The organism is Rhizobium sp. NZLR8 (assembly GCF_019685025.1).
Lineage (GTDB): Bacteria > Pseudomonadota > Alphaproteobacteria > Rhizobiales > Rhizobiaceae > Rhizobium.
In genome coordinates this window covers 171,248-193,911 of the sequence record NZ_JABDVY010000006.1, presented here as the reverse complement: position 1 = coordinate 193,911, position 22,664 = coordinate 171,248, and the positions used below count along the sequence as shown (strand labels likewise).

Genomic DNA, 22,664 nt, shown 5'->3' with positions numbered 1-22,664 from the left:
CACTTCCGGGCGACGTGCATTGTAATCGTCAGGCGTGAAGCTCGTCTTGCTTGGCGGTGTGATCCTCTATCCGCTCGCGCTTGTTGTGGCGGATGGACGACCAGAGCGACAGGCCGATGAGGGCTGCGCCGCCGAGACCGGTGATCACCTCGGGGATGTGCACCAGGGTCTGCGTATACATGATCACCGCGAGGATCAGGATGGCGTAGAAGGCGCCATGTTCGAGATAGCGGTATTCGGCAAGCGTTCCCTTCTCCACCAGCATGATCGTCATCGAACGCACGTACATGGCGCCGATGCCGAGGCCGATCGCAATGACGAAGAGGTTCTGCGTCAAAGCGAAGGCGCCGATAACGCCGTCGAAGGAGAAACTGGCATCCAGCACCTCCAGATAGATGAAGGCGCCGAGGCCGCCCTTGGCGGCAGCGCTCATCGTCTGCTGCGAGGCATCGAGCAGCCCGCCGACCACTTCGACCGCGAGGAAGGTGAGCAGGCCGTAGATGGCGCAATGGACGAAGACGGTGGCTTCCTCGCCGCCGATCAGCCAGGAGAAAACGAGCATCAGCGTCAGCACGAAAGCGATCTCGATGCCCTTGATGGTGGCCGAGCGGGCCATCATCCTTTCAAGGCTCGGAAGCCAGTGGATCTCCTTCTTGTGGTCGAAGAAGTAGTTGAGGCCGACCATCATCAGGAAGGTACCGCCGAAGGCTGCGATCGGCAGATGCGCGTCATTCATGATGCGGGCATATTCGGCAGGTTCGCGGGCGGCTAGCACCAGAGCATCCCAAGGGCCGATCTGTGCGGCGATCGCGACGATTGCCAGCGGGAAGACGATGCGCATGCCGAAGACGGCAATGATGATGCCCCAGGTCAGGAAGCGCTGCTGCCAGACCGGCGTCATCTCCTTCAGCTTATTGGCATTGACGATGGCATTGTCGAAGGACAGCGAGATCTCCAGCACCGCAAGCACCGTGCAGATGAAGAAGACGGTCGCCATGCCGCCGATCGTGCCGGTCGTCTGCCAGCCGAGCACGGCGCCGAGAACGAGGCCGAGGGCAGTGACGATGAAGGCCCAGCGGAAATAGCTGAGCGAGGATTTGTGGGTTACGGACTGGATCATCGCCGCACCTCGCGGCCGCAAATCCTGTTGGAAGGGGTGGCTATGTTGGAAAGAGGAGGCATGCCACCACGGGCATGCGGGTCAGGCATGGTGAGCTTGTTCATCGATGAAAAATCCGCCGGCTAAGCTGCAGGCGATACCGACATCACGAGAGCGCCGTTAAAAACTCTCGCCAGAGGGGCCCGGCACCAAAGTTCCCCGTCAGCCGATGTCTGGAAGGCTGCGGGATAGGCCCTAGGTAATGAACTTCCCCGGCCTGTCAAGGCCGGTGGCCGCATGGAGATCAGGTGTTTTTTTGGAACCATCCCGGTGCCCGACCGTTAGCCACTGGTTGAGCTTAAAAGAGGAGGCCGATGATGCACACTTCGACCCATGTCCCCGACAAACGCGCAGAGGCTGCCGACCGCATGAAGCGGGCAAAGCCAAATCGCATGCAGAAGGCGCAGGTGCTGCCGCCGCATCAGGTCGACCTGACACTGACACCCGGCGTCTATCACGACATTCACGTGCCGGCCCACGTTACCGGTGCAGATCTTTCCAAGGGTGGTCCCGACATCAAGAGCAATGCAGAGACCAAGAAATAACCAGCATTCCGGAAGGCTCTTTTGCGCACTGACGGCAGATTTGAAACAGGGTGAGAACAATATGACGATCAACTTTGTGCCCCGCGAGATCTTCATCCGGCACGAGAATGAATGGCAGGCCGTACGCGAGGCGGCGGACGAGCGCATCAATGTCGGCAAACGGGAAAAGCCGCTGGCCGCGTCCGTCGGTGGCACGACACCGGTTGCAAAAAACGATCCTGCAGCCGCACCCTCCGAATGAGCAACAGACAATCACGCAGATACAGGCGCCCGGTATGATGCCGGGCGTCTCGTTTTCGACTGGTCCTCATCCCGATCGACATGCCGTGCGGAATTGGAGCCGAGCCGTTGTTTGAGCTTTCAGAAGGCGAAGAGCACGCAGGCGGCGGCCAGCGTCGTGAGAAGGCAGTCGGCCGATACGGGATTTGTTCGGCTTTTTCCCCTCAGGCGTTTCGATTCCCCCACCGGCTTCTCCGATGCCGGCCGGTGCCTACATGTCATTTGAGGTAAAGATCGGCGAACAAGACATCATCCTGTCGCCGCGCCAACCTTTCAGAAAGGATTGGGCGGCGATAATCCCTGCCTCACGGGAATCGGACAGATGGCCAGGACAGCGACACGCGGCCGCCGCAAGGCGCCGGCGAGAGGAAAGAGCAAAGCGAGCAGCAGTGGCGGATTGCTGCCCTGGGCAGTGATCGGCATCGCCGCGATCGGCGGCATTGTCGCCCACGACCATTGGAAGAGCATTCAGCCGATGTTTGCAGGGCAATCGGCGTCGATGACGCGGGAAACGGCGGAACCGAGACCTGCCGTCAGGAAGGACGTGTCGCCGAAGCAGGTGGCGCTTGCCACACCCTTGCCGAAAGCCGTACCGCCGGCGCCGCAATCGCAGCTGCTGCCGCCGGCGACGATCCCGACGCCGGTCATCCAGCCGGTCAAGGCGGTGCCGTCCCCGCTTACCCCTGCCAATCCGGAAACCGGGACGGTCGCGTTCGGTTATTGCGGGCAGGGCGCCCATATCAATTGCGTCGGCGATGGCGGCGTCTTCTGGTACAAGGGCGAGAAGATCGTGATCGCCGATATGGCAAGCCCTGTCGTCGACCAGGCGCGCTGCGATGGCGAACGCAGGGTCGCCTTTGCCGCCAAGTCGCGGCTGCTGGCGCTTCTGAACGCCGGTCCCTTCACCATGAATGCCGCGGGCAAAGCCGAGCCCTCAGGCGCGCCGCGCGTCGTCTCGCGCGACGGGCGCTCTTTCGGCGCGCAGCTGATCAATGAAGGGCTGGCGCGCAAGCCGGGCGCTGCCGGCGGCGCCTGGTGTGCCTGACGGCCAGAGCATTTCCGTTTTTCTTCGAATCACGGAATGCTGTGCCTCTTTGTTTTCACGCAATCTCGGGTTTTCACTCAATCCCGGACGTAAAATCGCCGCGCACTTTTGCTGGAACTGCTCTACTTTCCCTTTCTCACCAGTTTGCCGCCGGTGCGGAAGCTGCCGGCAAACGAGGAATCCTTGCTTTCGGCAGTGCATTCGATCGCGATCGGCTTGCCAGCATAGGGATTGCCGAAAGTGCAGAAGCCGGCGACCTTGACCTCCCCGGTCATCTTGTTGCCGACACCCGTGGTGACGAGGCTGAGCGGCAGACGGGCATTACCGTTGGAAGCGGGCTTGATGCCGCTACCGTCGCCCTGGAACCCAAGCGCCTTGCCATCCGACGTGAAGATGAAGGTCACCACCCCATTGGCGAGGGTGACGCTGGCAAGTTCGTTCTTGCAGCCCTTGGTGGCATCGAACTTGGCGACAACAAGCTTGGCGCATTTGCCGGACAGCGTAATGACCCCCGGAGCCCCTGGAAACGTCTCTACAGGAGCTTGCGCGGCAGAAGCCGGCAGGGCCAGGGCGACGGAAAAAATGGCAGCGGCAACAAACGCGGATAACTTCATTTCGATCTCAAACCCCATGTCCTGGCGAGGCGAATCACACCTCTCAGCCTCGATTCGCCATGGCATGGCTCTGTGTCCGAATTTGGTTCCATTGTCCCCGCGGCACAAAGATACCATGGCCGCCGGGCCTGCCGGCGATCGATTGCAAGGTCAAGCAATGGGATTGGCGGCCGGACATCGAAAAAGGACCGATGTGACGCGACGATGGCAAGGCGCTCATCGAGCGCCTGCCGTCTTGGACGCACTTCTGGTCAAGGGGAATGGGCCCAGGCAGGGAAATCCAGGCCCATTCTTTCCCGATCGGAGGTCAGTCAGATCAGGAATTTGTAGCTGCCGGTTTACAGTGCCCCGCGTCTTTTAAGACGCACAGAGGACGCTGCAGCACTTTGAAGTGCTGCAGCCTTTTATTAGAACGCGCGCTGCAGGCGGAAGTAGCCCGAGGTCACGTCTTCAGCATTGTCCGGATCGAGGTACTGAACCGAAACCTTTGCCGAGAGGTTTTCAACGATCTGGTAGTCGATCGTTACGCCGGCCTTCCAGGCGCTGACGTCGTCGTTGAACTCGCCAGCAGTGACACCGTAGTTGTCGTAGTACTGAACAGCCGGGGTAATCTTCAGCTTGTCAGTCGCCTTGATGGCGTATTCGGCCGCGATCGCCCATTCAGCCTTGTTGTAATAGGCGTTCGGGTTCGTTGCGTAGACAACTGCGAGGCCGAGCGTGCCCGGACCGACAGCAACCGTACCCATAGCGCGGACGGCGCCTTCTTCGTTGTCGGTGTCGTAACCGGCAGTGATCTGGTAGCTGAATGCACCAGCCTTGCCGCCGAGACCGACTGCAACGCCGACGTTGTTGGCGGTTTCGCCATCATAGAACGGGCTGTCTTCCAGCTCGTCGACGCTGATGCCAGCGTAGAAAGCGTCGGTTTCGTACTGATAACGGATGGAGTTATGCAGCGTGACCGGCGAACCGATGTCGTCGGTTTCGCCTGAGAGGCCGTCATCCCACCAGCTGTAGAACAGACCGGCGCGGAAGCCGGCGATGTCGATATAAGCGGAGTCGAGCTGAGCCTTCTGAGCGGTTGCGTTGTCAGCATTGAACTGCATGACGATGACGCCGGTCAGCGGACCGTATTCGGTGTCGCTCTTGGCGGTGAACTGAACCTGGCCGCGCGTACGGGCGTCCCAATCCGAGTCGTTGGCGACGGAACCGCCGCCGCCGGCGCCGATCGAGCTGGCGTGCGGAGCAACGTCAACCTGGAAACGGATGTAGCCGTTGATCTTGAGGCAGGTTTCGGTGCCCGGGATGTAGAAGTAGCCGGTGCCGTAAGCGTCGCAGACGCGGACATATTCAACCGGTTCCGGTTCGGCAGCAACGATAGCGTCGGCAGCCTGAGCGCCGGATACTGCTGCAAGTGCAGCAGCGGAGCCGAGAAGAAGGCTCTTAATGTTCATGGAATAACCTCCAGTTCAGATGCAAGAGGATGAAGACCGTTGCCATCGGCAGTCCCTACGTATCTTCATCCCGTGTGACCGAAGCGGCACCCTTTAGCTTGGCGCCTGCCTCGCCGCGGAAATTACATAGGCGATGCTGCGCCGCAACGAGATTGTCGATCATGACAGTAGGCTCGGTCAGCTATGTTGCTGAAATAACACGCGTTTTGTCACAAACCCGTCACCTCTCCGTCACAAAACCGGACTTCCGGATGCTCGAGCAACGAGGGGCTGAATCCCAGCGAGTGATGTGCAATTGATGATCGTGTGAGCACGCCCTCATATGCGGCGCGTCATGACTGCCATCTGCACGGACCAGCCAAGGCCGACAACATGGTTTGCCGGGACAGGCCATGTCGATGTCGCCTCGAGAAGCGGCGAAGGTCCGGCATCGGCAAAAATAAATGGGATGGAGACCGAGAAAATTCACCAAACAGCGGCTTGGCGAAATCCCTTGTGGGGCAAGGGGATCGGATGGTGGGCGTGACAGGGATTGAACCTGTGACCCCTACGATGTCAACGTAGTGCTCTCCCGCTGAGCTACACGCCCATCCGATGGCGGCGGATAGATCACAAAACCTTTGGAGCCGTCAATAGGCTTTTTGCAGTTTTGTGACGTGCCGCCCGGCAAGCCTTACGCGGCAAGCATCTTGTTGACCTCGTCGACGAGATCGCGCAGGTGGAAAGGCTTGGAAAGGACCTTGGCATCCTTCGGCGCCTTCGAATCAGGGTTCAGCGCCACCGCCGCAAAACCGGTGATAAACATCACCTTCAGGTCGGGGTCGAGTTCGGTGGCGCGGCGCGCCAACTCGATGCCGTCCATTTCCGGCATGACGATATCGGTCAACAGCAGCGAAAACGGCTCCTCGCGCAGCCGGTCGTAGGCGCTGGCGCCATTGTCATAGGAAAGGACCTTGTAACCGGCCTTTTCGAGCGCTTTCACCAGGAAGCGGCGCATGTCGTTGTCGTCTTCTGCGAGAAGTATCTTCTGAGTCATCAATCCAGACCGCTGATCAATAAGTTTTTGGTGGGCTGCCAAGCGTTTACACTAGTCTTCACCCGGTAAACAACCGGTGAATTGCCCGTGCCCGACCGCCATCCCTGCTACATAGTATGGACTTGAGGCCGGGCAACTGGCAACATGGGCAAAGCAGTCAGTTCATGACATGGTAAAGAGGGCCGAAAGTGCCGGAAATACGCGAATACGAGCTTTTTGAGGTTCATGAGCCCGTGTCGCAGACCATCCCTTTCGTCTACAACTCCCCCCATAGCGGCCGTATTTATCCACCGGAATTTATCGCGCAGTCCAGGCTCGAGGGTATCGCCATCCGTCGTTCCGAGGATCACTATGTCGACGAGCTGTTCGGCTCGGCCGTCGCACTCGGCGCACCGCTGCTGGCGGCCAACTTTCCGCGCGCCTTTCTCGACGTCAATCGCGAGCCCTACGAACTCGATCCGCGGATGTTCGACGGGCTGTTGCCACCCTATGCCAATGTCAATTCGCTCCGCGTCGCCGGCGGGCTCGGCACCATCCCGCGTATCGTCGCCGAGAACATGGAGATCTATGCGCGGCGCCTGCCGGTGCAGGAGGGGCTCGACCGGGTCGAAGCGGTCTACAAGCCCTATCATGCGGCGCTGCGCCGGCTGATCGCGCGGACGCATGTGCAGTTCGGTTTCGGCGTGCTGATCGACTGCCACTCGATGCCCGGCAATGTGCGCGTCGCCGGCAGCACCGCACGGCCCGACTTCATCATCGGCGATCGTTATGGCACCAGCGCTTCGGCCGAGCTTTCGCGCGCGGCCATCGCCATCCTCGAGGAAATGGGCTTTGCGGCGATCCGCAACAAGCCTTATGCCGGCGGCTTCATCACCGAACATTACGGCCGGCCTTCGCGCGGACTGCACGCGCTGCAGATCGAAGTGAACCGGGCGATCTATGTCGACGAGGTGACGCTGGAGAAACGCGGCGATTTCGCCGTGGTCGCTGAGGCGGTCACGGCTTTCATGCAGCAGATGGCAGATTATGTCGAGAAGTTCGCCGGCGATCGGGCGCTGGCCGCCGAATAACCTCTGTCGATTATACCGACGTCTTTCCACTTGGTCTTCCCGGCCAAAAAAAACCGCGCTTGTAAGCGCGGCTAAGTCTAGGGAGGAAACACCCAAGGAGGGTATTTACAGTCAGAAGACTGTACAAACGACGCTACTATTGCATTGCACAAATGTCAAGCAATATATTGCGCTGCGACATCTTTGGGCAGTGGGCGCGTAATGGAAGCGATTGGAGGGTTCGTCGCAACCCTATCGAACTGCCTGCTGTGTTTGCATTCCCGCTGCTTTTCGTTATGAAAGCGTCACTCCCGCCAGCCAAACGGATCCCTCATGCTTCCTGACCGTTCGTTCTTCAACCGCCTGGCGGAAGCCGCCCGAGCCGAGACGCTGCCGCGCTTCCGCTCCGGTCTCGATGTCACGAACAAGCTTTCCTCCGGTTTCGATCCGGTGACGGAGGGCGACCGGGCGGCCGAACTCGCCATCCGGGCGCTGATCGAGGAGAATTTCCCCGGCCACGGCATTCTCGGCGAGGAACACGGCAATGTCGGGCTCGACCGCGAATATGTCTGGGTGATCGATCCGATCGACGGCACGCGTGCCTTCATCTCGGGCGTGCCGGTATGGGGAACCCTTATCGGCCTGCAGAAAGAGGGGCGGGCGATCATGGGCATGATCGAACAGCCGTTTACCGGCGAACGTTATTTCGCCGACCAGAACGGCTCGCTCTATACCGGGCCGGAGGGGGAGCGGCGGCTGGCGACCCGCCAGTGCGACACGCTTGCGAACGCCATCCTGTTCACCACCTCACCGCATCTCTTTAACGGCGAGGAGATGGAGAAATACCGCGAGATCGAGGGTCAGGTCCGGCTCTTCCGCTACGGCTGCGACTGCTATGCCTATGCGCTGCTTGCCGCCGGCCATATCGATCTCGTCATCGAAAACAGCCTGAAGCCCTATGACGTCGGCGGCATCATTCCCGTCATCGAGGGGGCGGGCGGCATCATCACCACCTGGGACGGCGGACGGCCGGAAAACGGCGGCTCGATCATCGCCGCCGGCAGCCGGGCGGTCTATGAGCAGGCGATCGCCGTCCTGCAGCGCTAATCCCAAGCTCGGTCGTGCCGATCGGGTGTCAGGTTCCGAGGGCGGCGACGTCCTGGTTTTCTTCGGCATCGCTGCCGGGAATGAAGGCGTGGAAGGCGGCAAGGGCTGCCGCGCGGTAGGTATCCCGTTCCTGGAAGATCTCGTGGCGGGCGCCGTTGATCGGCACCAGTTGACCGGCGCGGAAATAACGCGATAGCCGCTCCTGCGCCGTGTAGGGCACGACACCGTCACGGGTCGGGGCGATGACGATGGTCGGGATGGTGATCGAGAAGAGATGGTTGGGTGAGGTCACCCGGTCCATGGTGCGAAAAGCCTCGATCAACCAGCGGGCCGTCGGCGGCCCGAGCGTCAGCTCCGGATGGGCTTTCATCATCGCGACATTGCGCTCGAAACGGTGTTCGTCCGAGGTCAGCGGATTGTCGCGGAAATCCGGCTCCTTCAGTTTCGACGTCAGCGGCAGGAAGCCGAGGCCGAGGGCGGTCAACGTGCCGGCTAGCGTTCGGATAACGCGCGGTGATGCCGACTGGCCGGTCAGGCCGATGAAGGGCGCCGACAGCACCATGCGATCGATACGGGTGGTAAGATAGGGGGCGGCCGAGAGCGCGATCAGCCCGCCTGTGGAATGGGCGAGCAGGTAGAAGGGCAGGCGTGTATCCGGCAGCACCACCTTTTCGAGGAAGGTGTCCAGATCGCGCTCGTAATCGACGAAGCGGCGGATGTGGCCGTGATTGCGGCGCTTCAGCAGCCGCGGCGAACCGCCTTGGCCGCGCATGTCGAAGGTAGCGACCCAGAGGCCTTTGGCCGTCAGGTCGCGGATCGTCTCGAAATATTTTTCGATATATTCGTTGCGGCCATGCAGGATGACGACAGTGCCCTTGGCGACCTGGGCGCCGGAACGGAAAACGGCATAACGCAGCCGGTGGCCGTCATGGGTTTCGAAGAACCCCTCCGTGCGGTTTTCCGGGGCGGGATTGTCGGGCGTCGAATAGAGAACCTGATCCATGACTTTGCCAATGCGCCGCTGCTGACTGCTTCGTCTTCAGGGATAACGCATGGCATCCGGCTTGGAAAGCGTTGGGGCCGCCAAGCCGCGGCCCGAAAAGGGCCGGCAGGAGCATGAGGTGCTCACAGCCGGCCGAGTTTGAGGCTGAAGAAGAAGGGACGATGCACTTCAGCCGCCGGGACCAGATTCACCCGACGTTGCGATCTCTAGGCTCATGCGCCTGAATGCGCTCCGAACCGGCCGTTCATGCGCGGTTCACGGGCCGATCGAGGCGAATCCGAAAGGGTCTTGAACTCGTCAAATCCCATCACCATCTCCTCTTTGCGGGTGCCGAAGAGGGCCCGCGCAACCGTCCCGAGGCCGCCAAAGATGGGGTTTCAGGGGCATTTCATCGCAACACGTCGCTTCCACAGGAGGACATCATGCGTCACGTAGACTTCTCTCCCCTTTATCGCTCCACCGTCGGTTTCGACCGGCTGTTCACCATGCTCGACAGCCTTGCCCAGCCGGAGCAGGCCCAGACCTATCCGCCCTATAATATCGAGCGCACCGGTGAAAACACCTATCGCATCACCATGGCCGTTGCCGGTTTCGACGAGACCGAACTTTCGATCGAGGCCCATGCCCATGTGCTGTCGGTGAAAGGTGAAAAGAACGAGGAACCTGCCGAAAGCGGCGAATTCCTCTACCGCGGCATTGCCAAGCGCGCCTTCGAGCGGCGCTTCCAGCTTGCCGACCATGTTGAGGTGACGGCCGCTTCGCTGAAGAACGGGTTGCTGCACATCGACCTTCTGCGCAACATTCCCGAGGCCATGAAGCCCCGCAAGATTGCGATCGCCGCAGAACCGATCGAGGCTCCGAAGGCCATCGAAGCGCAGATTATCAACGGCTGATTGTTTCCCCTTCGGGTAAAAGAGACGGCGCTCTCATCGGGGCGCCGTTTTTATTATGGCATTCCGGTTCAAGCCGGGCTCGCGGCTTCGTCTATTTCCTTTTCCGTCGCCCGGCGGGCTGCGGCGGCCGCGTATTTCTGAGCGATAACGGCGCAGACCATCAACTGGATCTGGTGGAACAGCATCAGCGGCAACACGATCGCGCCGATCGACTGGCCGGCGAAGATGACGTTGGCCATCGGCACGCCGCTTGCGAGACTTTTCTTCGAGCCGCAAAAAGTGATGGTGATCTGGTCGGGCCTGTTGAAGCCCAGGCCGCGGCTGCCGAACATCGTCAAAACGAGGACAATTGCCAGCAGAACCATGTCGGCAACGATGACGACCGCGATATCGGCGATCGAGAAGGTATGCCACAGCCCCTCGACGACAGCTGTGCTGAAGGCGAGATAGACGACCATCAGGATCGAGCCGCGGTCGACCGGCATCAGGATCTTTTTCTTGGCGCGGATCCAGTCGCCGATCCAAGGCTGCAGGATCTGGCCGACAATGAAGGGGGCAAGCAGCTGCAGCAGGATCTGCTGCAGGGCGTCGAAGGAGAAGCCGCCATGGCCGCCGACCGAAAACAGCAGGCCGACGAGCAGCGGTGTCAGAAACATGCCGAAGATGTTGGATGCCGAGGCCGAGCAGATGGCGGCAGGCACGTTACCGCCGGCCATCGAGGTGAAGGCGATCGACGACTGTACGGTCGACGGCAGCACGCAGAGGAAGAGGATGCCGAGATAAAGCGGCTGCGGCAGGATGGTGTCGGGAATCAATCCGAGCGCCAGGCCAAGCAGCGGGAAGATGCCGAAGGTGGTCAGCAGGATGACGAGGTGCAGTCGCCAATGCAGCAGGCCGGCAATGACGACATCGCGCGAGAGGCGGGCGCCATGCAGGAAGAACAGCAGCGCGATGGCAAGATCGGTGGCGATGCCGAAATAACCCGCGAATGTGCCGTGTGCCGGAAGCAGCGAGGCGAGGATGACGGTGCAGACCAGCAGGATGGTGAATGTATCGGGCAGAAAGCGGCGCATGGCGATCTCGCGGCATGATAAAACAGTCATTGTTTTCTCGTCCATTGTGATCCAGGATGCAAGGAATAACAGTTATCGAGAAACTGGATATTCATGCTCGACCTTTCGCAATTGCGCAGTTTCGTCGCTGTCGAACAGATGGGCAGTTTCACGCTCGCCGCAGACAGGTTGGGCCTCGGGCAGTCGACGGTCAGCCAACATATCCAGCGGCTCGAGGCGGCGCTTGGGCGCAAGCTGCTCGTCCGTGACACACATAAGGTGATGCTGACCGGCGATGGCGAGGCGCTATTGTCGCACGCGCGCGCGATGCTTTCGGTCGCGGGGCAGGTGCAGTCGCTGTTTCAGAGCAACAGCCTGCGCGGCAGCCTGCGGCTCGGGGTGTCGGAGGATTTCGTCACCAGCCAGTTGCCGGCGGTGCTGGAGGATTTCGTTCGTTCGCATCCGTCGGTCGACCTGGAACTGACGGTCGCACTATCAGGCGTCCTCTACGAGATGCAGGACAATGGCGAGATCGACCTGGTGCTCGCCAAGCGCCGGCTCGGCGATGCCCGCGGAAAGCTCGTCTATCGCGAGCCGCTCGTCTGGCTGGCGCGTGATCCGGAGCGTGTGCTGGCCTCCGGCCCTTTGCCGCTGATCGCCTTTCCGCCGCCGAGCGTCACACGGGTAATCGCCTTGGAGGCGCTGGCGCGAAACGGCGTCGCCTGGCGGATCGTCTGCACCTGCGGGAGTCTCAGCGGATTGACGGCGGCGGCGCGGGCCGGGATGGGCGTGCTGGTGCAGCCGCGCAGCATGGCGCCCTCGGGCCTGAAAGAGATCGCTGCGGGTAAACTCCCGGTGCTGGAGGATGTGGAATTCGTGCTGGTGCCGCGCAAAGGGGCGGATCAGGCGCTGGTCTCGGCGCTGTCGGACGATATTCTGCAAAAGGTGAGGGGGCTGAGGTCGGGGTGAGGCACTGCCGTTTCGGCGGTCGATCAGGCGGCCAGGCACTTGAGGAAACCATCCACGTCCGCTTCCGTCGTCGCGAAGCTGGTGACCAGGCGGATCAGGGTTTCACTTTCGGAAACGAGCTCGGGCGTTGCCGCTGGGGTCGGCCATTCGTAGAATTTCGCGCCCTTTTCCTCGGCGGTTTTTGCCGCATGTTTGCTGACGACGGCAAAGACTTCGTTGGACGCGGTCGGCCAGGCGAGGCGCGCGGCGTTGCTTATGGCAATGCCGGCGCGCAGTCGATCGGCCATGCCGTTCGAGTGGCGGGCGAGATCGAGCCAGAGGCCATTTTCGAAATAGGCATCGAACTGAGCGGCGATGAAACGCGACTTGGAGAAAAGCTGGGCGGCGCGCTTGCGGATGAACGGCATTTCCCCGGCTTGATCCGGATTGAAAAAGACGATCGCTTCCGCGCACCAGCAGCCGTTTTTGGTGCCGCCGAAGGACAGCATGTCGACGCCGCGTTTCCAGGTCATTTCGGCAGGCGTAGCGCCGAGCGCGACCAGCGCGTTGGCGAAGCGGGCGCCATCCATGTGGAGCGGCAGGCTGCGCTTTCTGGCGATGGCGGCGATCTCGCCGATCTCCGGCAGGGAATAGACGGTGCCGATCTCGGTTGTCTGGGTGATGGTCACTGCGCTGGCGCGGCCTTGACGGACGGCATCTTCTGGAAAGCCTGCGATTTTGGCGACGAGCTTCGCTGGGTCGATCTTGCCGGCTTCGCCGTCGACGGCAACGAGGCGGGCGGAGCCGGAGAAGAATTCCGGAGCCCCGCATTCATCCTCGATCACATGAGCCTGCGAATGGCAGAAGGTGATGCCGCCGGGGCGCTGGACGCTTGCCAGCGACAGGGAGTTGGCGGCCGTGCCGGTGGCGACAAAGAAGACCGAAACGTCGCGCTCGAAGATCTCGGAAAAGCGGGCCGCGACCTTCTTGTCGAGATCGCCGGCGCCGTAGGCGGCGGCAAAACCGGTCGATTCCATCAGCAATCGTTCGGCAATGGATCGATGGGCGCCGGCCCAATTATCGGAAGCAAAGAACATGAGGGGAAACCGTTGGAAGGGAAAGCTTGGCAAGTCGCAGCGGAGATTACGCCAAAGCTTCACGGGATCAAGGTTGCCGCTCGCGACACATCACAGAAATCGAACTACGCAATCAATAAAAAGAATAATCACGAATATTGTAATTTTATGTCGCGACGACCATTTCTCGGGCAATCTTCCGTCGCAAATTGATGTTTTTTAGCGGCGCGCTCTTGCGGAGCGAAGTGCTTTCTGGCATAGAGCTGATGAATTAGGACAGTGTTGCTGTCCTATTTTGGCCTTCACGGCCGAGGAGGCGCTGAAAACCCTGGAACAGATGGGCTTTCACGCTATAGTTCTTCCGAGCGTCAAGCCTCAAGGGGCGGCGCGCGGAGGCGAATGGCAGGCGCGGAACGCGACGGTTTGCTTTCCTTCAAAGCAGATGTCTGCGGCCGATCTTCACCATGCAGCAGCGCTGTCATGCGCCGAACCTATCTTCGGGTTGCGGCGCGGGACGAAAAGCCGCCCGCAGCCCCGCGGGCTTCGACAGGAGGAAAGATGATGACGAAGACGCCATCCATGGAATTTGACCGGTTCGCTGCTGCCGAGGTGCGCGCCACGGCCAATACGTCCAAATCCGCCTCCGGCCTGCCGAAGAAGCAGGGCCTCTACGATCCCCGCAACGAACACGACGCCTGTGGCGTCGGCTTCGTCGCGCATATGAAGGGTCAGAAGTCGCACCAGATCGTCAAGGACGGCCTGTTCATGCTCGAAAACCTGACGCATCGCGGCGCCGTCGGCGCCGATCCGCTGATGGGCGACGGTGCCGGCATCCTGGTGCAAATTCCCGACCGTTTCTTCCGCGAGGAGATGGCCGCGCAAGGCATCACGCTGCCGCCGGCCGGCGAATATGGCGTCGGTCATATTTTCATGCCGCGCGATGAAAAGCAGATCGAGCACTTCAAGAAGGTGATCAAGGACGTCATCGCCGAGGAAGGTCAGGTCTGCATCGGTTTTCGCGACGTGCCGGTCGACAATTCCTCGCTCTCCAAGGCGCCGGCCATTGCCGCAACCGAGCCGCATCATGTGCAGGTCTTCATCGGCGCCGGCGAGGATGCCGAAAACAACGACGAGTTCGAGCGTCGGCTGTTCACACTGCGCAAGGTGATCTCCAACCGCATCTATGACGAGTTCGACGGCGAGGAGAGCAATTTCTATCCGGTGTCGCTGTCGTCGGCGACGGTGGTCTACAAGGGTATGTTCCTGGCCTATCAGGTCGGTGTCTATTACAAGGACCTGTCGGATCCGCGTTTCGAAAGCGCGGTCGCCCTCGTGCACCAGCGCTTCTCCACCAACACCTTCCCGTCGTGGAAGCTGGCGCATCCCTACCGCATGGTTGCCCATAACGGCGAGATCAACACGCTGCGCGGCAACGTCAACTGGATGGCGGCGCGCCAGGCGTCGGTGTCGTCGCCGCTGTTCGGTGAGGATATCTCCAAGCTCTGGCCGATCTCCTACGAAGGACAATCGGACACGGCCTGCTTCGACAATGCGCTCGAATTCCTGGTGCGCGGCGGTTATTCGATGGCGCATGCGGTGATGATGCTGATCCCGGAAGCCTGGGCCGGCAACCAGTCGATGGCCGCCGAACGCAAGGCCTTTTACGAATATCATGCCGCCTTGATGGAGCCCTGGGACGGGCCGGCGGCCGTCGCCTTCACCGACGGCAAGCAGATCGGTGCGACGCTCGACCGCAACGGCCTGCGACCGGCGCGCTACCTCGTCACCGATGACGATCGCGTCATCATGGCGTCGGAAGCCGGCGTGCTGCCGGTTCCGGAGGAGAGGATCATTCAGAAGTGGCGCCTGCAGCCGGGCAAGATGCTGCTGATCGATATGGAAGAAGGCCGCATCATCTCCGACGACGAGGTGAAGTCGCAGCTGGCGACGGCGCATCCCTATCGCAGCTGGCTCGGCCGCACCCAGCTTATCCTGGAAGAACTGAAGCCGGTGGAGCCGCGGGCGCTGCGCCGCGACGTGTCGCTGCTCGACCGTCAGCAGGCCTTCGGTTACACGCTCGAAGACACCCGCATCCTGATGTCGCCGATGGCGACGACGGGCCAGGAGGCGATCGGCTCGATGGGCACGGACACGCCGATCTCCGCGATGTCGGAAAAGCCGAAGCTGCTCTACACCTATTTCAAGCAGAACTTCGCGCAGGTGACGAACCCGCCGATCGACCCGATCCGCGAGGAACTGGTGATGAGCCTCGTCTCCTTCATCGGGCCGCGGCCGAACATTCTCGACCACGAGGGTGCGGCGAACGCCAAGCGGCTCGAGGTGCGTCAGCCGATCCTGACCAACGGCGATCTCGAGAAAATCCGCTCGATCGGTCATACGGAAGACCGTTTCGACACCAAGACGCTGGATTTCACCTATGATATCGAGCGCGGCGCGGCTGGCATGCCCGAGATGCTCGACCGGCTCTGCGAGCGCGCGGAAGCCGCCGTCAAGGGCGGCTACAACATCATCGTGCTCTCCGACCGCCAGATCGGGCCGGACCGGATCGCCATTCCTGCGTTGCTTGCCACAGCGGCGGTGCACCATCACCTGATCCGCAAGGGGCTTCGCACCTCGGTCGGTCTCGTCGTCGAGACCGGCGAACCACGCGAGGTCCATCATTTCTGCCTGCTTGCCGGCTATGGCGCGGAGGCGATCAATCCGTACCTCGCCTTCGACACGCTGCTCGACATGCATGCCAAGGGCGAATTCCCGAAGGAAGTGGATGCCACCGAAGTCGTCTACCGCTACATCAAGGCGGTCGGCAAAGGCATCCTCAAGGTCATGTCGAAGATGGGCATCTCGACCTATCAGTCCTATTGCGGCGCGCAGATCTTCGATGCGATCGGCCTGCAGTCGGAGTTCATCGACAAGTATTTCTTCGGCACCGCGACGATGATCGAAGGCGTCGGCCTCGAGGCGATCGCGGCGGAGACCGTCGACCGCCATACCGCGGCCTTCGGCGCGGATCCGCTGCTTGCCACGACGCTCGACATCGGCGGCGAATATGCCTACCGCATGCGCGGCGAAAGCCATGCCTGGACGCCCGATGCAGTCGCCGCCCTTCAGCATGCCGTGCGCGGCAATGCCGAGGACCGCTACCGCGAATTCGCCGATATGGTGAACAATTCGGCGCTGCGCATGAACACGATCCGCGGGCTCTTCAGCGTCAAGAGCGCCGAGGCGCTCGGACGCAAGCCGGTTTCGATCGACGAGGTCGAGCCGGCGGCCGATATCGTCAGGCGTTTCTCGACCGGGGCGATGTCCTTCGGCTCGATCTCCAGGGAGGCGCATACGACGCTGGCGATCGCCATGAACCGGATCGGCGGCAAGTCGAACACCGGCGAGGGCGGCGAGGAATCCGACCGCTACATGCCGCTGCCCGATGGTTCGATGAACCCGGAACGTTCGGCGATCAAGCAGATCGCGTCGGGCCGCTTCGGCGTCACCACCGAATATCTCGTCAATTCCGACATGCTGCAGATCAAGGTGGCGCAGGGCGCCAAGCCCGGCGAAGGCGGCCAGCTGCCGGGTCACAAGGTCGATGCGACGGTTGCCAAGACCCGCCATTCGACGCCGGGTGTCGGCCTGATCTCGCCGCCGCCGCATCACGACATCTACTCGATCGAAGATCTGGCGCAGCTGATCTACGATCTGAAGAACGTCAACCCGACCGCGGATGTCTCGGTCAAGCTCGTCTCGGAAGTCGGCGTCGGCACGGTTGCTGCCGGCGTTGCCAAGGCACGCGCTGACCACATCACGGTCGCGGGCTTCGACGGCGGCACGGGTGCGTCGCCGCTGACCTCGCTGAAACATGCCGGCAGCCCCTGGGAAATCGGCCTTGCCGAGACCCAGCAGACGCTGGTGCTGAATGGCTTGCGTTCGCGCGTCGCGCTGCAGGTGGATGGCGGCCTGAAGACCGGCCGCGACGTCATCATCGGGGCACTGCTCGGCGCTGATGAATTCGGCTTCGCCACCGCGCCGCTGATTGCGGCCGGCTGCATCATGATGCGCAAGTGCCATCTCAACACCTGTCCGGTTGGTGTGGCGACGCAGGATCCGGTGCTGCGCAAGCGCTTCAAGGGCGCTCCGGAGCACGTCATCAACTACTTTTTCTTCGTTGCCAACGAAGTGCGCGCAATCCTCGCCTCGCTCGGGTTTACCCGGCTCGACGATATCATCGGCGCCTCGGAGCTCCTTGAGAAGGACGAGATGCTGAACCACTGGAAGGCGAAGGGCCTCGATTTCAGCCGTATCTTCCACAAGGTTGATGCTGCCAAGGAGGAGACCTTCTGGACGACCCGGCAGAAGCACCCGATCGACGATATTCTCGACCGCGCGCTGATCGAGCAGGCACAGCCGGCACTGACCGCCAAGACACCCGTTGCCTTCGAGGTCGGCATCAAGAACGTCGACCGGTCGGTGGGCGCGATGCTTTCCGGCGAAGTCGCCAAGCGTTACCGCCACCGCGGGCTGAAGGAAGACACGATCAATGTGACGCTTCGCGGCACGGCCGGCCAGAGTTTCGGCGCCTTCCTGGCGCGCGGCGTCACCTTCAACCTGATCGGCGACGGCAACGACTATGTCGGCAAGGGGCTTTCGGGCGGAAAGATCATCATCCGGCCGCCGGAGAATTCGAGGATCGTGGCCGAGAACTCGATCATCGTCGGCAACACCGTGCTTTACGGTGCGACCGAGGGTGAATGCTACTTCCGCGGTGTGGCGGGCGAGCGGTTCGCCGTGCGCAATTCGGGCGCAATCGCGATCGTCGAGGGTGTCGGCGACCATGGCTGCGAATACATGACCGGCGGCGTCGTCGTCGTGCTCGGCGCCACGGGCCGCAACTTCGCGGCCGGCATGTCCGGCGGTGTCGCCTACGTGCTCGATGAGACCGGCGATTTCGCCAGCCGCTGCAACATGGCGATGGTCGAGCTCGAGCCGGTGCCCGAGGAGGACGACATGCTGGAGAAGCTGCATCATCACGGCGGCGATCTCATGCACAAGGGACGCGTCGACGTCTCCGGCGACATGACGCGCCATGACGAGGAGCGCCTTTACCAGCTGATCTCCAACCATCTGCACTATACGGGCTCGACCCGCGCCAAGCAGATCCTCGACAGCTGGGCCGACTACCGTCCGAAGTTCCGCAAGGTCATGCCGGTCGAATACCGTCGTGCGCTCGAGGAAATGGAACGCAGTCGGATGGGCATCGCCGCGGAATGATTTGTACTGGGGCATCCGTCACCTGCTGACTGAGGTGACGGATGACGAAATATCTCGACGACCCGTGTGGAGCCGACGGCGAAGGCTGTCTTGATCGCACGGATGTCTTGCAAGGGATATGATCCAATGACGGTCAAGACAAGCAACTCGCTCGGGCTACCGGGACTGACGATAGACAGATTGGCTGCGGTGAGGCGGTCATGAGGGTAAGGGACGAAAATATGGGTAAGGTAACAGGGTTTCTGGAAATCGACCGGCAAGTGGCGAAGTACCAGCCGGCGTCGGATCGTATCCGTCATTTCCGTGAGTTCACGATCCCGATGTCGGACCTGGAAGTGCAGAAACAGGCTGCGCGCTGCATGGACTGTGGCATCCCCTATTGCCACGGCCCCACCGGTTGCCCGGTTCATAACCAGATCCCCGACTGGAACGACCTCGTGTACAACAACAATTGGGAAGCGGCGATCCAGAACCTGCATTCGACCAACAACTTCCCTGAATTCACCGGGCGCGTCTGCCCGGCGCCTTGCGAGGAAGCCTGTACGTTGAATCTCGAGGATGCGCCGGTTGCCATCAAGACGGTCGAGCAGGCAATCGCCGACAAGGCCTACGAGCTCGGCTTCATCCGGCCGCAGCCGGCCACGGTGCATACGGGCAAGAAGGTCGCCGTGATCGGCTCCGGTCCTGCCGGCATGGCGGCCGCCCAGCAGCTCGGCCGCGCCGGCCACGAGGTGCACGTCTATGAGCGCGAGACCAAGCCGGGCGGCCTGCTGCGTTATGGCATCCCCGATTTCAAGATGGAGAAGAACTTCATCGATCGCCGTGTCGAGCAGATGAAGGGCGAGGGCGTCACCTTCCATTGCGGCGCCAATGTCGGCGTCGACGTCAAGGTGGAGCAGCTGTTGGCCGATCACGACGCCGTTCTCTACTGCGGCGGCTCCGAAACCCCGCGTGAGGCTGGCATTCCGGGCGCCGACCTTGCCGGCGTGCATGATGCGATGCCCTATCTCGTGCAGCAGAACCGCCGCGTCGGGCGCGAGAACATCGACAGCGTCGGCTGGCCGTCAGACCCGATCCTTGCCGGCGCCAAACACATCGTCGTCGTTGGTGGCGGCGATACGGCTTCGGACTGCGTCGGCACGGCGTTTCGCCAGGGAGCCGTCAAGGTCACCCAGCTCGACATTCGGCCGCAGCCGCCGGAGAAGGAAGACAAGCTTGCCGTCTGGCCCTTCTGGGCGACGAAAATGCGCACCTCCTCCTCGCAGGCCGAGGGCGCGGTGCGTGAATTCCAGGTGGCCACACTTGAATTCGTCGGCGAAGACGGCGTGCTGATCGGTGTCAAGTGCTGTGAGGTCGATGAACGCCGGCGGCCCGTTCCGGGCACCGAATTCGTCATCCGGGCCGATCTCGCCTTCATCGCCATCGGTTTCCGTGGCCCGTTCACCGGCAGCGTGCTGAAGGAGCTCGAGGGCAAGCTGACGCTCAACACCGACAAGCGCGGCTCGACCAACGTCGTCGCCAACGACCGCAACTACAAGACTTCGGTCGACAAGTTCTGGACGGCGGGCGACGTACGCCGCGGCCAATCGCTGGTGGTCTGGGCGATCCGCGAAGGCCGCCAGGCGGCGCGCGCTATCGACGAGGAATTGATGGGCTCGACCGTCCTGCCGAACTGACCGTCGGCGGCACAGACGCTCACAACACAAGAGCTCCGCCCTACGGCGGAGTTTTATAGTAAAGCGCTGCGTGTCCTGTCGACGCGCAAGGACGCTTTAAAGCGCGTCGGATCAAATTTGATTCATGCGACGCGCTTTAGCTCTTTGTTTTGATGCATGTCGTTATCCCGGAACCGCTGCACACTTCCGGGCGACATGCATTATCGCTTTGGACTATACCCGGGTGCGACCGCTTGACGCGCCGGCATTCGGCGCAAGCCTCAGGCAATACCGGGAAGCGAGATTTTCGCAGGACGCGGGCTCGGGAAGAGTCGGCGGCGACCGGAGCGGAGGTGCCATGCCGTTTCGGTGAAGGCATTTCACCATCGGCCGCGGGCGTTAGGGACATCGACCGCCGCGAATGTTCGACAAGGATTTTTCAAATGGTTTCTGCACTTGACAGCACGCGGCTGGTTTCTGCCCGATATGCGCTGAAAAACCTTCGCAGCTCCGATGACAGTTCGCAGGATACGCAGAGTTCGTCGGCTGCCGGTATCTTGAGCAGCTATGGGCTCGATCCGAGCTCCGCCTCGCTGCTTTCCAACCAGGCCCTGTCAGGGCTGCTCGACACGCTTTCATCCCAGAACGACACGTCCGATGCGACCGACACGACGGGCGGAAGCGCCGACGTGACCAGCGCCTCCTTCATGTCGATGCTGAAGAAGCAGCTGCAGGATGCGGCTGCGGCCGAAGGCGAGAGCGGCAAGGCCCACGACATGCTAGCCGCCCTCGAAGCGGGCACGCTGACCATCTCCGACCCGACGCAGGGCGTATCGATTGCTGCCTGGGACGTGGACGATGCCGATGAGGCGGAAACTCAGAGCAAGGACGGCAAGGAGATCGATGTCAGCGGCTGGAGCGACTTCCTCGATGCGCATCTGGAGCGCGGCGCCGACGGCGCTTTCGTCAAGGAAAACGGCAGCTATGTCGACCAGACGAACGACAGCAACGCCTTCTTCGGCCTGATCGGCTCGAACTACTATTATCTGAGCTGGCCGCAGGCGACGGCGACATAAACGGAACGACGAGCAAGGCTGGCGCACGCGGCCTTTTCATTTGACCGAGACTTCGGCCGCCGTCTTTGCCACCGGCAGGCGGTAATCATCGATGCGCCCAGGAGGCGCGGGCGTCATTTCGCCCTGCTCGACCAGCAGGTCGCGGGGCGACCGCGTCAAAGCCACAGGCGGCGGCCTTGCGCCGAGAAGCTCGGCGCCGCCGTCGAGATTGGGATCGGAGAGGCTGATCGGCACGGTGTGTTCGGCCGGATTGGCGGGAAGGCCGAGACCGGGCAGATTGCTGGAGTCGAGGCGAACCAGATCGGGGCTTGCCTGCGTGCCGAGAAGACGCCGTGCCGGTTTTTCCACATAGAAGGCGAGCTTGCGCCGACCGGCCTGGGTAAGGTTGATGCCATCGGATGTGCGCAGTCTGACCTGCTGGCCGTTCACATCCGAACCGGTGACGATGAAGTTGCTGTTTTCATCGACGAAACCATCCCAGATATCGACGAATTCACCACCGATGCTTTCGACCTGATTACGGTAGAGCTGGTTCATCTGGACGGCATCGGCCGTCATCTGATCGGATTCGAAGGCGGGAAGGCCGACCCAGAGCAGCGGGATCTTGCGGTCGGTAACTTGCCTGCCGAAGGAGAGAACACGGCGGCGGTATTCGGTAAACCAGCTATCGGTGCGGAATTTTTCCTTGGCCGTATCGGTCATCATCTGCTGGCGATCGTTGGCGCCGATCATCACGACGACCATTGCCGGCTTCAGCTCGTCGATCATCTTCGGCAGTTGTTCCGGCCAGTCGTAATAATCGTCGCGGACGAGACCCGATGAGACATTGCCGCGGGCTTCAACGACAACCCCCGGCGAGGTCTCGAAGGCGGCAGTGAGGCCGTCGCCAAGGCCGCTGGCCAGGAAATCGCCGACGATCAGGATCTTCTTGGCGTCGCCGAGCTTCTGCACCACCGGCTCCTCCTGCACGGGCGCGCGGAGCGGCGGCGCGGTGCGGGTGTTGACGACGGCTTTCTGCGACGGCGGTCGCTTGTGCTGCTGGCGCCTCGGCTGCGGGACGTCGGGGGCTTGCGGGCCGTCGTCGAGATAGCGCCGGCCGAGGAAGAAATCGAGGATCGAACGCCGCTGGTAGCGCTGCTCCTGCGCTTCCGCAATATGCACCGGCGCAAGGGCGCCGAGGCATAGCGAAGCGGCCGCCACGGCGAGCATGAGCCAACGGATTGGGGTTCGATCAGTTTTATTCGTCATGGGCAGTTCCGCATCTGCCGGCATCTTGCACGCAGGGTAGGCCAGCGTCCACTCCCGCTGCTATGTAGGTCACGGTTCTGCCAGTTGTAGGGCATATGCCGAAAAGTATGTGTGGTCTTCGGGCGGCATCATACCCTATTTCCTT

At 61.7% G+C, this 22,664-nt stretch carries 18 protein-coding genes and 1 tRNA gene; 10 read left to right on the top strand and 9 right to left on the bottom strand.

What is annotated here, in order from left to right; all coding sequences use genetic code 11:
* Positions 1 to 28 precede the first annotated feature (28 nt).
* The gene (locus HJB89_RS16020) at positions 29 to 1,120 is read right to left on the bottom strand and encodes a DUF475 domain-containing protein (protein WP_221131758.1); all 1,092 of its coding nucleotides are present in this window, start codon (positions 1,118 to 1,120) and stop codon (positions 29 to 31) included.
* Positions 1,121 to 1,473: 353 nt separating this feature from the next.
* On the opposite strand from HJB89_RS16020, the gene HJB89_RS16015 reads away from it, so the two are divergent.
* The 3 genes from HJB89_RS16015 to HJB89_RS16005 all read left to right on the top strand — a co-directional run bounded on the left by HJB89_RS16015 (position 1,474) and on the right by HJB89_RS16005 (position 3,028).
* Entirely contained in the window at positions 1,474 to 1,704 is a 231-nt protein-coding gene (locus HJB89_RS16015; RefSeq protein WP_221116432.1) for a hypothetical protein, read from the top strand.
* Between the two features lie 61 nt (positions 1,705 to 1,765).
* Positions 1,766 to 1,945, top strand: a complete 180-nt coding sequence (locus tag HJB89_RS16010; protein ID WP_221150191.1) for a hypothetical protein — start codon at positions 1,766 to 1,768, stop codon at positions 1,943 to 1,945.
* A gap of 360 nt (positions 1,946 to 2,305) precedes the next feature.
* On the top strand, positions 2,306 to 3,028 hold the full coding sequence (locus HJB89_RS16005; RefSeq protein WP_207581774.1) for a hypothetical protein: 723 nt from the start codon (positions 2,306 to 2,308) through the stop codon (positions 3,026 to 3,028).
* Positions 3,029 to 3,150: 122 nt separating this feature from the next.
* Here the strand turns inward: HJB89_RS16005 and HJB89_RS16000 are convergent, their stop codons facing one another.
* The 4 genes from HJB89_RS16000 to cpdR1 all read right to left on the bottom strand — a co-directional run bounded on the left by HJB89_RS16000 (position 3,151) and on the right by cpdR1 (position 6,129).
* Entirely contained in the window at positions 3,151 to 3,660 is a 510-nt protein-coding gene (locus HJB89_RS16000) for a hypothetical protein (RefSeq protein ID WP_221131810.1), read from the bottom strand.
* Between the two features lie 389 nt (positions 3,661 to 4,049).
* Entirely contained in the window at positions 4,050 to 5,093 is a 1,044-nt protein-coding gene (locus tag HJB89_RS15995) for a porin (RefSeq protein ID WP_207581773.1), read from the bottom strand.
* A 514-nt stretch (positions 5,094 to 5,607) separates the two neighbouring features.
* Positions 5,608 to 5,682, bottom strand: a tRNA-Val gene (locus HJB89_RS15990).
* Positions 5,683 to 5,766: 84 nt separating this feature from the next.
* The gene (gene cpdR1 / locus HJB89_RS15985) at positions 5,767 to 6,129 is read right to left on the bottom strand and encodes a response regulator CpdR1 (protein WP_003542883.1); all 363 of its coding nucleotides are present in this window, start codon (positions 6,127 to 6,129) and stop codon (positions 5,767 to 5,769) included.
* 188 nt (positions 6,130 to 6,317) lie between these two features.
* Between cpdR1 and HJB89_RS15980 the strand changes: the two genes are divergently transcribed.
* Positions 6,318 to 7,199: an N-formylglutamate amidohydrolase gene (locus tag HJB89_RS15980; protein ID WP_207581772.1), complete on the top strand. Its 882-nt coding sequence runs from the start codon at positions 6,318 to 6,320 to the stop codon at positions 7,197 to 7,199.
* Positions 7,200 to 7,511: 312 nt separating this feature from the next.
* Entirely contained in the window at positions 7,512 to 8,285 is a 774-nt protein-coding gene (gene hisN / locus HJB89_RS15975; protein ID WP_221150189.1) for a histidinol-phosphatase, read from the top strand.
* Between the two features lie 28 nt (positions 8,286 to 8,313).
* Here the strand turns inward: hisN and HJB89_RS15970 are convergent, their stop codons facing one another.
* On the bottom strand, positions 8,314 to 9,288 hold the full coding sequence (locus HJB89_RS15970) for an alpha/beta fold hydrolase (RefSeq protein WP_221150187.1): 975 nt from the start codon (positions 9,286 to 9,288) through the stop codon (positions 8,314 to 8,316).
* 422 nt (positions 9,289 to 9,710) lie between these two features.
* Between HJB89_RS15970 and HJB89_RS15965 the strand changes: the two genes are divergently transcribed.
* Complete coding sequence (locus HJB89_RS15965; protein ID WP_207581769.1) at positions 9,711 to 10,181, top strand: Hsp20 family protein; 471 nt, start codon at positions 9,711 to 9,713, stop codon at positions 10,179 to 10,181.
* 68 nt (positions 10,182 to 10,249) lie between these two features.
* On the opposite strand, the gene HJB89_RS15960 is transcribed toward HJB89_RS15965, so the two are convergent.
* The gene (locus tag HJB89_RS15960) at positions 10,250 to 11,299 is read right to left on the bottom strand and encodes a bile acid:sodium symporter family protein (protein WP_221150185.1); all 1,050 of its coding nucleotides are present in this window, start codon (positions 11,297 to 11,299) and stop codon (positions 10,250 to 10,252) included.
* Positions 11,300 to 11,347: 48 nt separating this feature from the next.
* Between HJB89_RS15960 and HJB89_RS15955 the strand changes: the two genes are divergently transcribed.
* Complete coding sequence (locus tag HJB89_RS15955; RefSeq protein ID WP_221150183.1) at positions 11,348 to 12,202, top strand: LysR family transcriptional regulator; 855 nt, start codon at positions 11,348 to 11,350, stop codon at positions 12,200 to 12,202.
* A gap of 23 nt (positions 12,203 to 12,225) precedes the next feature.
* Here HJB89_RS15955 and HJB89_RS15950 read toward each other — a convergent pair whose 3' ends face one another.
* The gene (locus HJB89_RS15950) at positions 12,226 to 13,278 is read right to left on the bottom strand and encodes a low specificity L-threonine aldolase (RefSeq protein WP_207581766.1); all 1,053 of its coding nucleotides are present in this window, start codon (positions 13,276 to 13,278) and stop codon (positions 12,226 to 12,228) included.
* Between the two features lie 537 nt (positions 13,279 to 13,815).
* On the opposite strand from HJB89_RS15950, the gene gltB reads away from it, so the two are divergent.
* The 3 genes from gltB to HJB89_RS15935 all read left to right on the top strand — a co-directional run bounded on the left by gltB (position 13,816) and on the right by HJB89_RS15935 (position 21,271).
* Positions 13,816 to 18,540, top strand: coding sequence for a glutamate synthase large subunit (gene gltB / locus HJB89_RS15945; protein ID WP_207581765.1), 4,725 nt, complete (start codon positions 13,816 to 13,818; stop codon positions 18,538 to 18,540).
* 221 nt (positions 18,541 to 18,761) lie between these two features.
* Positions 18,762 to 20,216: a glutamate synthase subunit beta gene (locus HJB89_RS15940; protein WP_207581764.1), complete on the top strand. Its 1,455-nt coding sequence runs from the start codon at positions 18,762 to 18,764 to the stop codon at positions 20,214 to 20,216.
* A 422-nt stretch (positions 20,217 to 20,638) separates the two neighbouring features.
* Positions 20,639 to 21,271 carry a hypothetical protein gene (locus HJB89_RS15935; protein ID WP_207581763.1) on the top strand — a complete coding sequence of 211 codons (633 nt, stop codon included), beginning with the start codon at positions 20,639 to 20,641 and terminating at the stop codon, positions 21,269 to 21,271.
* A 36-nt stretch (positions 21,272 to 21,307) separates the two neighbouring features.
* On the opposite strand, the gene HJB89_RS15930 is transcribed toward HJB89_RS15935, so the two are convergent.
* Entirely contained in the window at positions 21,308 to 22,543 is a 1,236-nt protein-coding gene (locus HJB89_RS15930) for an SGNH family hydrolase (RefSeq protein WP_207581762.1), read from the bottom strand.
* Positions 22,544 to 22,664 lie beyond the last annotated feature (121 nt).

Coding starts and splice junctions, on each gene's coding strand:
- HJB89_RS16020 (WP_221131758.1), bottom strand. CDS start 1,120: ATGATCCAGTCCGTAACCCACAAATCCTCGCTCAGCTATTTCCGCTGG.
- HJB89_RS16015 (WP_221116432.1), top strand. CDS start 1,474: ATGATGCACACTTCGACCCATGTCCCCGACAAACGCGCAGAGGCTGCC.
- HJB89_RS16010 (WP_221150191.1), top strand. CDS start 1,766: ATGACGATCAACTTTGTGCCCCGCGAGATCTTCATCCGGCACGAGAAT.
- HJB89_RS16005 (WP_207581774.1), top strand. CDS start 2,306: ATGGCCAGGACAGCGACACGCGGCCGCCGCAAGGCGCCGGCGAGAGGA.
- HJB89_RS16000 (WP_221131810.1), bottom strand. CDS start 3,660: ATGGGGTTTGAGATCGAAATGAAGTTATCCGCGTTTGTTGCCGCTGCC.
- HJB89_RS15995 (WP_207581773.1), bottom strand. CDS start 5,093: ATGAACATTAAGAGCCTTCTTCTCGGCTCCGCTGCTGCACTTGCAGCA.
- cpdR1 (WP_003542883.1), bottom strand. CDS start 6,129: ATGACTCAGAAGATACTTCTCGCAGAAGACGACAACGACATGCGCCGC.
- hisN (WP_221150189.1), top strand. CDS start 7,512: ATGCTTCCTGACCGTTCGTTCTTCAACCGCCTGGCGGAAGCCGCCCGA.
- HJB89_RS15970 (WP_221150187.1), bottom strand. CDS start 9,288: ATGGATCAGGTTCTCTATTCGACGCCCGACAATCCCGCCCCGGAAAAC.
- HJB89_RS15965 (WP_207581769.1), top strand. CDS start 9,711: ATGCGTCACGTAGACTTCTCTCCCCTTTATCGCTCCACCGTCGGTTTC.
- HJB89_RS15960 (WP_221150185.1), bottom strand. CDS start 11,299: ATGGACGAGAAAACAATGACTGTTTTATCATGCCGCGAGATCGCCATG.
- HJB89_RS15955 (WP_221150183.1), top strand. CDS start 11,348: ATGCTCGACCTTTCGCAATTGCGCAGTTTCGTCGCTGTCGAACAGATG.
- HJB89_RS15950 (WP_207581766.1), bottom strand. CDS start 13,278: ATGTTCTTTGCTTCCGATAATTGGGCCGGCGCCCATCGATCCATTGCC.
- gltB (WP_207581765.1), top strand. CDS start 13,816: ATGATGACGAAGACGCCATCCATGGAATTTGACCGGTTCGCTGCTGCC.
- HJB89_RS15940 (WP_207581764.1), top strand. CDS start 18,762: ATGGGTAAGGTAACAGGGTTTCTGGAAATCGACCGGCAAGTGGCGAAG.
- HJB89_RS15935 (WP_207581763.1), top strand. CDS start 20,639: ATGGTTTCTGCACTTGACAGCACGCGGCTGGTTTCTGCCCGATATGCG.
- HJB89_RS15930 (WP_207581762.1), bottom strand. CDS start 22,543: ATGCCGGCAGATGCGGAACTGCCCATGACGAATAAAACTGATCGAACC.